The sequence below is a fragment of the Chryseobacterium sp. CFS15 genome (genome assembly GCF_031118795.1).
Taxonomy (GTDB): Bacteria; Bacteroidota; Bacteroidia; order Flavobacteriales; family Weeksellaceae; genus Chryseobacterium; species Chryseobacterium indoltheticum.
Genome location: NZ_JAVHYL010000023.1, coordinates 1 through 12,283, shown reverse-complemented (window position 1 = coordinate 12,283; position 12,283 = coordinate 1). Strand labels below are relative to the sequence as shown.

Genomic DNA, 12,283 nt, shown 5'->3' with positions numbered 1-12,283 from the left:
AAGAAGAAGCACGAATGCTTCTGCAGAGTCTTTCAATGCGAAAATAAAAAACTTCAGATTGCAATTAAGAGGTGTGCGGGATAAAGCATTTTTTCTGTTCAGGTTGTCTAAACTTTTTGCATAGTCCCCAAGTTTTGTGATTGATCCGATAAAACATTTTTTATGTTCAGGTTGTCTAAACTTTTTGCATAGTCCCCAAGTTTTGAGATTGATCCTAAATCGTGACCTATTTTGATTTTTTTTGATACTAGCGCAAAAACAAAAAACGCTGTAAACATTGATGTTTACAGCGTTTTAGCTTATTTTGGTTTCTCAACCAGCGGAGAGAGAGGGATTCGAACCTAAATTCTATAATCAGCACTCTACCTAATATTTCTATTTTTCAAAATAACTACTGCCATGATTCTGCCACAGTTTAAGTTATTATCAAACTTAACTTTTTAGTAATTTAATCTTTTACAAAAATAAAGCTTTTTCACAATAATTACAAAATCCTTTAAAGGGACCTCAGCGGTGCATTTTTCGAAAAATTTTGTGGAGGATTTGAATAAACTTGCAGAACTCTCATCATTTATTATCTCATAAAACATTATAAGATATATAATTCCATTTCGGGTTACTTTATTAATGATTACTTTGTTAAAAGATGCCAATTACATATTTGAATGGGCAGCATCAAAAAAAATAAAATATTACTTGCTTGGTCATCCAGTTTATTGGTAGATAAGTAGTAATACTCTGATATATTAGAGTATATTGTCATCATTTAAAATATGTTAATGGTTTGTAACTTTGGAATAGCACCACTTCTTAACCAATCATCCATAATAATGTATTTGCGAGATTCTTCAATAACGAATAGTTTTTCACCGAGACCTGTAGTGGGCACCTTTTTAATAAATGGATACAGCTGTAAATATTCAAATCCATTGAAAGATTCTGGAACATTGTACGAACTCTTTGAAACAGGAATTATAGCACATTTTCCGGTATTTCCATCAACATATCCTAATTCCCAAGGCATCCATTTTGAAAGGGAGGCATTTGTCGAAACCGCCAAAAGTAATGAATGTTTTGGACATTTTCAATCTGGTCCGAATCAGCTTAGCAGACTCTTTGGTTACATTGGTTCTGTTTAATTGAGGGTCAATAATCCAATCAACATAGACCGTATATCCCTGACTTCTTAATTCCATATATAAACCTTCTACCTCTTCCTTGTCAAGATAGCTATGTGAAAGAAATATATCAAAGTTGGTATGACTTTTTTTACTTTCATTAATTATTTCTTGACTAAAAAGTACAGTTTTTCTTCTAGATAAATTTTTTAAGTAGTCACTTGTGTATAAAGGCATGATCTATACTATTGTTTTAATATCGTTAACCCAACTGGCTATTAATTCTTTAAGATCATTTGAAAGTTGGGTTTGTAGTTTTTTTAAATTAAATTCGAAAACAAAAGAATCACTAATCTGAAGATCTAGAATTCCTTCGCTATGAAGTTTATCTTCTTTTAGAACCAGCAGTGGCAAACCTGCCTGATAAGCCATACCGGCTTCTATCTGAATCCAAGGCGAAGAAGTATATTTATGAATTAACTCAATAGAAGTTTTAGATAATTCTTTTTCATATCCTATCAAACTATGATGTCTTTCCAAACCTCTTACGATAGCAGCAGAGCATGTACTCATGAGCTCTTTTATTGGCTTCAATGGAAATTTATAACTCCAATTATTTTTCCCAAGATTTATTGGATTAAGATTGTATTTTCTTAATTCGAGTTCAATAAGCTGTATGAATTTTTCTTGATACTTATTGTAAGCAGTAGGGTGAGAAATGAATACATTAATATCTTTTTGCATATTATACCATTAAACCAGTTACTTCATATTCAGAAACATTTCCTTCTAAAGACTTATCAAAATCACGAATCTGCACCTGTTCCAACTTTAGAATGGTCGGTTGAACATTTTCATGTCTATCCAAAGCAGGTGTAAACTGTAAGTTTGTTAGTTTTTCTATCATTGACACAGGAACTTGGTAGTTCTCATCTTCTTTAAAGTCCAAAAATGGCTTTAAAGATGTTGGCCTATCCACCAATCCAAATTCTCTGAATGCTATTTCATTAATTAAATTATCTCGTCTAAGCAAATTGATCTGACTCATAAGAAATCCAGCTCTATAAAGTAGGTTATCCTCTTTAGTATAATAGATTATCTTCCAGAATAAAATTGGAATTTTAAAAATACTGCCGTCTTTAAGTGTACTTTTATATTCGGGATCTTCAGCATCAAGAACAGGACCTGTAAACACAGATACTTTTGCTGGCTCAGGTACCCTACCCTTAATGATAACAGAATTTTCTAAATTTTTCCAAGGTCCTTTATTCATTTGACCATGTTGAGGAGCAGCATTAGGATAAAAAAAAGTACTTATAGCTGCATTAACAGCTGCTTCTACATCTCCATTCAAATCCCATTGCACATCCTCTCTTTTTGTCATATGACCTTTATCAATAGACTTAGCTTTTATAGAATTGAAATTAGAATAATCTTTTGAAGCTAATTGTTCATTTTCCTTTACCCTATCATCTTCCTTAAAATCACCCTCCCTAAGAGCTTTTTCAAATTTTATCCTAAAAATATTGCTGGCACTTAATATAGGGACACGTCTACTTTTACTTTGAATCACACTGTAGTAAGTGTAATCAAGTTCCTCTTTACCTGTTACATTGTTAAGTGCAATATCATTTTTATAATAATCATACTCTGGCAGATCTAATTGAAAATTCTCTCCCAAGAAAAAATTGTTATAACCTTTCATTTTTTCCAGAATTAGATTTTACCCTCTCGCACCAGTCTCCAATAGTGATGACCTAATGCCGTTAATTGACACGCCTTAGAATTCATGGCCGCAAAATACATATGTTCTTCACCAACCGGGACTAATAATCCTACGCTTTCCAATTTCTGAAGGTCTTTAAAAATCGATACATTTTTTTCATCCGCATGAGGTTCAACAACATCGTGAGGTACATCATGAGAATTGGTATATTCAAATGAAGGATTTAGTTGTAGCAAATCGGAAGGACTTTTAAAGTATTTGGTTAATCTTCTTAATATCTTAAGCTGAACCTGAGGATTTATACTTCGCAACTCGACAAATTCAGTAACATTCGTTTTGAAAACAGGTCTCTGTTCGTGGGCACCGAGAGCCTGATCTATGTACGCATAAAGTCCACCTGGAGAAATGTGACCTCTAACGTCCGCTGCACCGCCCTTCAGTCCTTCAATCAATAAATTAGTAAAAACACCATGACCATTAATCTCCTTTGCCGGCTCATCTTCACGGCAGGCTGTCAAAATGGAAATACCTTTATTAATTGGAGTAATATTTCCGCCTAATGTGGGAATCCCAAAAACACCTGATTTACAACAGTCAAAGACAAGGATTTTATTAGATATTGGAGAAAGATTGGCAAGCGCCAATATATCATTCATCGCTATTCCCTCATCATACTTTTTATAATCTGGAGTTACGATAAAACCTCCTAACTCATTTACATAGCCGTGACCAGCAAAATATAGAAGTCCCATATCGGCACCAATCTTAAAGAAATCAGTAATTTCTGTTAGGAGCTCACTTCTTGTTTTTATATTATACAGAGATTTGATTTGAAAATTAGTTGTGTCGTTACCATTAACCTTCAATATTTCCGAAACACACTCCGCGTCATTTACAGCACCTCTAAGTGGAGCTGCTGGATAATCATTTATTCCAATTACCAATGCTTTCTTCATAAATCTGCTAGAGGCTATCTATAAAATCACTGATATTACTATCTGACCAAACTTTTGTGTTTACGCCAGAAATAAATGTTCTGTCATCAGAATATGCATATATGCCAAGAATTTTCTTACCTTCTTCTTTTGCACAATTTATTTCCCACTTTTGTCCGGTCGATGACAATGAATTTTTACTTACAAGTACGATAACACCGTCGGAACGCTTTATTCTAGTTCTAACTTTAGATTGCCAACCTGAATCATACGCCTGTTTCACAGACATATCAACAAATTCAAAAGGCGCTCTTGGGTGTAGAGATTGTCCCTTTAGAAAATCTCTTTGTCTTTCATCTTCTATTGCAAAAGCAATAAAAATAACTTTTTTGTCTGCCATAGTTTAGTTTTTTTTATAATATTCCAATATACACAAATATAAAGATTCATATACTAAAAAAATAAAAAAACCACTCCCGAGAGAAGAAAATCAATTCTTAATACTCTGTAAATTTATTTAAATTTTTTTAGTAAAAAAGTTAAACTCTATCTAAACTATTACTCATTCGTTTTGTTTAAGTAGCATTATCAAAATCATCAGCTAAATTAACAAGTATATGATTAATTTTCTTATATACTATCAATATTCCATTTTCAAATAAATAAGCTCCAAAATACTTAAATTTATGGTTTTATTAATATAAATGATATCTACTTCAGGATCTGTCAATAGAATAAAATAATTTAAATGAGAAATGCGTACAGCGGTTACACCTATCAAAAACATATAACACAAATTTTACTATCTATAATGGATGTAGAGCGGAATATTTCAAAAATTGAAATAGAAGCGAAAGTTGATGACAATTTTGATGATTTATTAGTACATATAAATAATGAGCAATATAGTTTTCAGATTAAGGATTTTGAAGATGTAACATTAGAACAACTTATTATTGATGGCGAAAATTTGATAATTAGAGGTAAAGCTCATAAACTTTCAAAGAACAAAAACATTGTTTTTTTCAAAAATATCGATATCGTTCCTAATGCAAAAGTCTTAGATTTTGATTGTTTTAAAAAGGACAATTTGCATATAATATCAATGAGTCGGGCTGATGTAGATTTCTTTATTGATGATTTATACAATGGAAACTTAAATAGGAAATTTGAAATTGAAAATTATCTAAGTAAGACATTAGATAACAGAATATGGATTATTGACAAATCTGACCTTCCTAGCTTAAAAACCTATAGCACGGATTTGCAACAAGAATCGATAAAAATTAATCATACACTTGTTGAATTTGATAAACTATTATTAATTGAAGGGAAACCTGGAGTTGGGAAAAGTCATTTTGTAAATTCACTTGTTGAGATATATCCTCTAAATATATTATACCGATTTTGGGTAGGAAATCAGGAATCAGATTATCAAGAGAGATTAAAATTTCAAAATTTTCTACAAGATTTAAATGTAAAACTGTTTCACGACCTAAAAAACAGAGAAATTTATGATTTGTTTAAAGAGATTCAAAGGAGAAAACTAACATTAATAATCGACGGTTTAGACCACATCGAAAATTACAATAATAATGAGCTAAATAGATTTGTAAATTTTATCGAACAGCTCAAAGAGCACTGCAAAATTGTCGTACTATCAAGACCATTGGTAGCTAAGTTAGATTGGCAAAAACAAATTTTGGAAAACTGGAATAAAAAACAAACTGAGTTTGTCTTGGAAGAATTATTTCATATTACAGATTTCACTACTCAGAAAGAAATTTTCTATTTGACCCAAGGATACCCTATTCTCGTAAAATATGTTACAGAATTTTATAAACTTAATAAAAAACTTCCAGAAACAGGGCAACTTCAAGATATTGACTGTTTTTATGAAAGCATAATCAAAAATGAGAAAGGAAAATATTCTCTTTCTATTTTTTTATGCACAAATTCTTATATAATGTATTCAGAATTAGATCTCTTTTTAGGGGAAGCTAAATATTATGTTGAGGAGTTCATAGGTGAACATCCATATCTATTTGAGACCAAACTAAACAGAGTATCTTTGTTTCACGATAGTTTCAATACATATTTGCGTAATAAGTCAACCAATTACAAAGCACTAAATGACAAAGCTACCGACTTAGTATATGATTCAATAATTAGCTTAAATAAAAAATTCCTTTCAAGGTTTTCTTTATTTAAATTAACCAATCAACAGAGAAAAGAAATAGCCAAAAAATTTAGTAACATAACCATTTTTGAACAAATAATAAAAGACAGTATAGATATTGAAGCAATACGGACTTTCTATTTTGATTTAAGAGATTGTATGTCTGACTATAAGTTTGACGATTTTGAAATCTCACATTATTACGATTTATCGCTTATCATAAATCTTATTTACAGAGATCATACTTCAACGCCGGATGGCTTTCTTTATACCTACACACAATCACTACTATTTAACGGTTATACTGAAGAGCATATAACTAGTTCAGGGTATTTATTTTCAATGCTATTTTATGTAAAAACAAATGATCCAATTTTGCTTTACAACAAGGTATCAAATGACAATTACTCCACCGACCATTTTCATCTCCGATTAGAAGGAGATGTTGATAAAGAAGAATATTTCTTTATCCGAAATGCCAAGGTTATTACTAAAACTAAAATGCTTAAATTTCTAAAATATCGTCTATACTTTGGTGATTATTTGAAATGGTTTATGGAAAATCTATTTCTTCATCAAAAGAGATACAAAGGACTGGAAGAATTAAGTGATTCATTAGATCTTTTTCTAGAAGGCTTTGAGTCAAAAGGATCAATTAAACTAGCTAAATTTTTAGATAAATATCCTAACTCTTATTATTCCGCTGACAGGTATTTAAATGATGTAAAAAAGAATTTAATTGCTGCAGGTTGCGAGGTTAGCAATATCGAAAAGAATGAATATAATCATCTAACTTTAGAAGAACTCATATTAAAAAATAAGGAGGAAGGAAGTTTCAAATTAGGAAATAAAATTCACGAATACATGAGACTGGCTTTACATCAAAAGAAGAAAATTGACCTGGCAAGTATTTCGTTGTTCTGGACTAAATATTATAACAGAAAAGATTATACATTGTATAGTTTGCCTAAAGCATTAAAAGCACTTCATAAAAATAATTTTCTGACACTGAATGAATGCATCATTATTATTACAAAGATCCAAGATGTTTCAGAGAAGGGGTATCGATATTTACTTGGGGAATTTATAGAATTATATCAGCCCTCCGAAATAATGCCTTGTATCGAGAAATTGAATTTAAATAATCTATCCTTACAATGGTTCCTACTTCCTACTAAATACATTAATTCCTTTTCACATAAGGTATATAGCTTCGCTATCAATCAGTTATTGAAAGCCAATAGAACCGAATCGATTGAAATTGAAGAAATAAGAAATGGCTTACTTTCTACTCGATTAAAAGATATTGAACCGAAATTTAGTATTACTAAAACAAAAATAAGAGTAGATAAATCAGACAACATTATTAAAGAACTAAAAAATTCTAAAATCTTGTTTCAGGTATATGTAGATAGAGAAAAAGACAGGTTCAAGGAGACAAGTGAGGAAAGACTTAATAAAGGTTACATTTACCCTAGTGATTTTGATTTAATTAAAGAAAATAAATTAAGCCCTATAGATATTTCCAAGCTTGCAGATAGTGACTCATCATCTTTGGTCTTTACTGAACTATTCGAGATTTATGAAAAAAATGAGGTAACTAATAATTTTAGTCAAATATTATATAATGCAATAATTGGGAAGACTTGGAGAGGCGAATATAATTATATGCTTGCCTACACCTCTGGGCATATTTTATATATGATTGAAAAGTATCGAAGTAAAAATGAATTTGAAGAAGCTGTGAAAAGTTTTAAAAAATTCATTCAACTATCTTTAATTGAAATTAATTGGTCTAAGTAAGTCCGAAGAGTAGAAGGCAATGAAAATATCGCTTTACAAAAAGTTCGAGAAAAATACGAAGGTGAGCTTTTATCTATAAATGATATTGGAGTTAAATATTTCAATCAGCACTAGAAAGCAAAAGAAAACCTCTTTACCGATAAGCTCAAGTCTGAACCGTTGGTTCCTTTTCTAATTCATTTCAAGGAAAGAAATTCTCAATGGTTGCCGGAGTTACCTCTTCGTTTCCCAAATAAAAGAGATACGTTGCGGAATCGTAAAGTTTACAATCAAGGATTATTAATTAAATATAACTCAATAATCTAATCCTTTTTTTATTCGCTTAAAGATTTAGACATTGTGGAGAACACTAATAAAAAGGGGCCCTTTTTTTAATTATAATTAGAGGCAGGGTCCGTTTCCCTAGTTGCACTCTGCTGATTTACATAAAACTGAATGATGGTAAGTTATTTCTATGCTTTTTATAATTTACTCTTCAATCTTAAAAATTAAAATTGATGTGATCCTAAAATCTTCACTTTACCAGCGACATCATACTTATTTTTGAAGATGCGTCAAAAATATCACAATTTGTATTTTCAACTCATGATTAGAATCATCATGGTGGCACATTAGATAATATATTAAACAAGGAAAGCTACTTCTCCAAATTTCTATCATGACAGCAATAAATTGTTTCTTTTTACATGTTACTATCAGGTTCGATTATTTTTTGTCATTGTGATTTTAAACATAAAAAGATGTTGATTGACTCTTTATATTTGATAAGGTTTTCACTTACATTGGACAATAGGTAGTAGTTCGGCTGCTGCCTATTTTTAATCTTGTATGTTGATAAATAGACATCGAAATTATTTGGTTTTTTCTTTGTTAACAATAGCAACTTCTGTAGGACAGCATCATTATCCAATCGCGGATGTCCACTTTCTTAGCATTCATCACCTTAAGTTGTGCATTTAGAAGTTAATTATAACACATTGGAGATTAGCTTATTATCAACTGCCCGTTCTTATTATGAAGCAAAATAATTATGTTAATGACTTTCTAATTTGGCTCTTTTATTGCTTAGCATACGCATGAAAAAAATTTATATTGCAGAAGATACTCTCATATCAGAGAAATCTTGGACGAATTTCTTTTCGCAGAGGGGTTTACAGTTTGAACTTCGAGACCGTAAAAGATTTTAATGCAAGAAACCGTGGAGTTATTCCTGATCTGTTCTATTAGATATAATGCTTCCTGATGGCTCAGGAAAGGATCTCTGCAATGAGATCAAAAATAGTTCTCATTCGTCAGTTCCTGTAATATTGATGAGTGCTAGAATTGACAAGATGAAAAATTTTTGTAATCCTGGCGATTTTTTGACTAAGCCAGTTAACCTATATAATTTAGTAGACTACATTAATAATTTAATTCAAAATAACCATGCCGATGAGTTAGGATCAGTGCATCATGTTAATTAAATCCTGAATATTACATTTTTTAAAAACGGATTGGTGGTGTAGTTCCAGTTTAGTAAGAATTTTGATCAATTCTAGCCTATCCCGATGACTTAAGTCGCCAGCGACCATCGAAGTTGCCTGCCGAATGCGTTTCATTTGTTTTTCTAAGGCAGTCTTACCTTTGTCGGAAATTGTTATTTCATCTGACAAGTCATATTTAACTTCTCCTACACGATTTATCCAGCCATGCTTCTCAATACGGGAAACTACTGATAATCCCTCAACAGCATTATGAACATTTATTTCAATGATTTTTGTTACTTGCATTTGTCCAAATGCTTTTAGATTGATGAGATAAACAAAATCATCCTGCGCCGAGAAATCAGAACCAGCTATTGCAGCTTCGGAATAACGAGCAGCATATCTATTAAGATGTACAATTAAAGTACTGATAACACTCTCAACAGTCCGGCCCGTGTTTTGACCCTCCCAAATGTGTTCTTCATCATCTTTATGGCTTTCTTTGCTGTTGTTATCAGAAATCCACTTTTGAAATCCTGACATATCGTGCGCATACCGCTCCTGTACGTTTTCAGTATAAAATTTTGTCGCGAGACGGTTAAGATCTTTTAAAAATACATCGTCCATTAGTACCTGATTATATTATTGTAAAAAGAATAAAAAAGGAAAGTAATTAGCAAAAAATCCTTCTTTCTCTGATTCGGACTTTGTTGCTTCTTTCCATTTTCTTAACAGTACGGATTACAGTCTCCACTCTCAACCCTGTGAGATTTGCAAGCTGTCTTCGGGTAAGAGGAACCTCGTAAGAAAATGGCTTATCATAATTTGAATTTTTTTTAAGATATTGAAGTATGCTCTTAACTTTTGATTCAGGATCTTGAGAAATCAATGTAAACATCATATAATATTGATCAGAAAGTCTATGAGCAATTTGCTTAAATAATTTTAAAGAAACTTCTGGATTTTCATCGAGAATCTTTAAAAATGCACATTTAGCTATTTTTATTAATTCACATTGGCTTTTTGCAACTGCATTAACATTATAAGGCTGATCACCTATAATAAAGGACTCCCCTACGCTATTACCATCAAGCAATATTTGCTGCGTGAACTCTTTTCCGTTCTCGTCATAGTTGTTGATCTCTACAACACCGCTACGGATCTGATAGTAGTATTTTGATATACAGCCTTCCTTAAATATTTCATCATTGAGTTTATACTCTTCACAAATTCCTCCGTACCTAAGTAAAAGTTCTTCACAGATAAGCATAATTCAATTATTTATTTATGTTACAATTTGTTTAATAATAATAATAATAATAATGGAAAAAGAGTAACAAATAACGAACCATTAGAGTGAAATATTTTAATGATATTAGGAAATAAGGTAATATGTGGTATATATTACAATTTTTACATCAAGTCATGAGGATGTGAAAAAAAAGTTATATAGAGTGATTATCACAAGCATTGCCATACAACAGAGCTTACATGAATAATTAAAATACAGAAATTTATAGTTAGTATTATTATTCCTTTGCGGATGGGTATTTTTTCTGGTGCTTTACTTGTATAAATTATGCTTGAAAGGAAAAGTTAATAATTTCATCGTTATGCGTAAAAATTGGCAGAGCAAGAGATTATTACGACAAGATGATAGATTTCCTCGTTAAAGAAATAATGATTGTAGAGATTACCAAATATAAAATGTGAAAATTCTTCAATTGAAATTATCACGATTTGACTTTAGAAATAAATGTAGCTACTTTATAAGATAAATTTAATGGAATGGTTCTTAATTATTGAAAATACTTTAAACCTAATTTAATAAAAATTTTTCACGTCTTTTTTAAGAATTTTTATACTTTTAGCAAAAACTATATGAAAAAAGCAATACTTTTTTCCACAATATTTTTCTGTGTGATGGTAACGTCTCAAACAGCGACAGTGGACATATCGCACAAAATGTGTGCAACCGAGGTTCGGATGAATGAATACTATAAGATGCATCCAGAATCTAAAAAGCTTACAGAGGATTTCAATATTCAATTGTCCGAGCTTATAAAAAGTGGGAAGATCAATTCAGATAAAAATACAGTTTATGATATTCCTGTTGTGGTCCATGTCATCACTGAGGGAAGTGCCTTGGGAACACCATACAACAGAACCGATCAGCAAATCTTAGACTGGATTGAATTTACCAATCAGGTTTTCGCTGGTACAGCACCCAATATTCTTAATGATACAAACGGCGGTGCAGTGATTCCTGTGAAACTTGTTCCGGCAAAAGTTGCTCCGGATTGCAGCACAACCAACGGAATAAACAGGGTTGATTTTTCCGTAAATACTCAATTTATCCAATATGGTGTCAATAGTGCAGCAGGTTACAACGGGGTACATGAGGATGTCATCAAGCAACTTGCCCGATGGGATCCTTCGAAATACTACAACATCTACATTGTCAATAAGCTTGCAGCAGGAACATTCATCGCAGCGGGTTATGCCAGCTTTGCAGGAACTATTCCATTTTTTGATGATTGTTTTGTAATAGGGAATGTGGTTAATAATTTCAGTACAACCATGGCTCATGAAATAGGACATTCTTTAGGTCTGTGGCATACACAGCAAGGATCATCAGGAAATACCTGCGCACCAAATTCCAACTGTCTTTTGGACGGAGATATGGTATGCGATACTGAACCGATGATTGACCTTCTTACCGGAACTTGTGTGACAGGTACAATCAATAACTGTACAGGTGTTTTGTATAATGGTGTTGAGCAGAATATTATGGCTTATTCCAGTTGTACTGATAACAGATTCACACAGGGGCAGAAAACCAGAGCGATTGCACAGTTGCTGCAGTTCAGAAGCGGTTTGCTTAATTCTCCTGTGCTTCTCACGACTCCAATTAATAATTCAGTTGTCGTTACTCCCGCATGCGTTCCTACAGCACTTGCCGGAAGCAATGGAGATCATCATACCGGCATCTCAATGGTCAAATTTGCAGATATTAACAATTACACGGAAACGTTCAATACGAAAAATTCACAGTTTTA

At 31.9% G+C, this 12,283-nt stretch carries 10 protein-coding genes and 1 pseudogene; 4 read left to right on the top strand and 7 right to left on the bottom strand.

Features of this window, described 5'->3' with window-relative positions:
- Window positions 1-124: pseudogene (locus tag OH814_RS20485) on the top strand (DDE transposase); the annotation flags it as partial.
- 642 nt (window positions 125-766) lie between these two features.
- Here the strand turns inward: OH814_RS20485 and OH814_RS20480 are convergent.
- The 5 genes from OH814_RS20480 to OH814_RS20460 form a co-directional block, all read right to left on the bottom strand.
- Window positions 767-1,060: a hypothetical protein gene (locus OH814_RS20480; protein WP_308829453.1), complete on the bottom strand. Its 294-nt coding sequence runs from the start codon at window positions 1,058-1,060 to the stop codon at window positions 767-769.
- 298 nt (window positions 1,061-1,358) lie between these two features.
- Window positions 1,359-1,862: a hypothetical protein gene (locus OH814_RS20475; protein WP_308829452.1), complete on the bottom strand. Its 504-nt coding sequence runs from the start codon at window positions 1,860-1,862 to the stop codon at window positions 1,359-1,361.
- 1 nt (window position 1,863) lies between these two features.
- Complete coding sequence (locus OH814_RS20470) at window positions 1,864-2,823, bottom strand: DNA/RNA non-specific endonuclease (RefSeq protein ID WP_308829451.1); 960 nt, start codon at window positions 2,821-2,823, stop codon at window positions 1,864-1,866.
- An 11-nt stretch (window positions 2,824-2,834) separates the two neighbouring features.
- On the bottom strand, window positions 2,835-3,800 hold the full coding sequence (locus OH814_RS20465) for a caspase family protein (protein WP_308829450.1): 966 nt from the start codon (window positions 3,798-3,800) through the stop codon (window positions 2,835-2,837).
- A 7-nt stretch (window positions 3,801-3,807) separates the two neighbouring features.
- The gene (locus OH814_RS20460; RefSeq protein WP_308829449.1) at window positions 3,808-4,179 is read right to left on the bottom strand and encodes a TIR domain-containing protein; all 372 of its coding nucleotides are present in this window, start codon (window positions 4,177-4,179) and stop codon (window positions 3,808-3,810) included.
- A gap of 348 nt (window positions 4,180-4,527) precedes the next feature.
- Here OH814_RS20460 and OH814_RS20455 point away from each other — a divergent pair, with 348 nt between their 5' ends.
- Window positions 4,528-7,761 carry an ATP-binding protein gene (locus tag OH814_RS20455; RefSeq protein WP_308829448.1) on the top strand — a complete coding sequence of 1,078 codons (3,234 nt, stop codon included), beginning with the start codon at window positions 4,528-4,530 and terminating at the stop codon, window positions 7,759-7,761.
- Between the two features lie 1,229 nt (window positions 7,762-8,990).
- The gene (locus OH814_RS20690; RefSeq protein ID WP_374990590.1) at window positions 8,991-9,224 is read left to right on the top strand and encodes a hypothetical protein; all 234 of its coding nucleotides are present in this window, start codon (window positions 8,991-8,993) and stop codon (window positions 9,222-9,224) included.
- Here the strand turns inward: OH814_RS20690 and OH814_RS20450 are convergent.
- Window positions 9,204-9,851: a MarR family transcriptional regulator gene (locus OH814_RS20450; protein ID WP_308829447.1), complete on the bottom strand. Its 648-nt coding sequence runs from the start codon at window positions 9,849-9,851 to the stop codon at window positions 9,204-9,206. The genes OH814_RS20690 and OH814_RS20450 overlap by 21 nt on opposite strands.
- A 46-nt stretch (window positions 9,852-9,897) precedes the next feature.
- Window positions 9,898-10,494, bottom strand: coding sequence for a Crp/Fnr family transcriptional regulator (locus OH814_RS20445; protein WP_308829446.1), 597 nt, complete (start codon window positions 10,492-10,494; stop codon window positions 9,898-9,900).
- A 611-nt stretch (window positions 10,495-11,105) separates the two neighbouring features.
- Between OH814_RS20445 and OH814_RS20440 the strand changes: the two genes are divergently transcribed.
- A partial coding sequence (locus tag OH814_RS20440) for a M43 family zinc metalloprotease (RefSeq protein ID WP_308829445.1) occupies window positions 11,106-12,283 on the top strand: 1,178 nt, incomplete at its 3' end.

Excerpts from the sequence above, each read along its gene's own strand:
- OH814_RS20445 (WP_308829446.1), bottom strand. The coding sequence starts at position 10,494 with ATGCTTATCTGTGAAGAACTTTTACTTAGGTACGGAGGAATTTGTGAA.
- OH814_RS20470 (WP_308829451.1), bottom strand. The coding sequence starts at position 2,823 with ATGAAAGGTTATAACAATTTTTTCTTGGGAGAGAATTTTCAATTAGAT.
- OH814_RS20465 (WP_308829450.1), bottom strand. The coding sequence starts at position 3,800 with ATGAAGAAAGCATTGGTAATTGGAATAAATGATTATCCAGCAGCTCCA.
- OH814_RS20460 (WP_308829449.1), bottom strand. The coding sequence starts at position 4,179 with ATGGCAGACAAAAAAGTTATTTTTATTGCTTTTGCAATAGAAGATGAA.
- OH814_RS20450 (WP_308829447.1), bottom strand. The coding sequence starts at position 9,851 with ATGGACGATGTATTTTTAAAAGATCTTAACCGTCTCGCGACAAAATTT.
- OH814_RS20475 (WP_308829452.1), bottom strand. The coding sequence starts at position 1,862 with ATGCAAAAAGATATTAATGTATTCATTTCTCACCCTACTGCTTACAAT.
- OH814_RS20455 (WP_308829448.1), top strand. The coding sequence starts at position 4,528 with ATGAGAAATGCGTACAGCGGTTACACCTATCAAAAACATATAACACAA.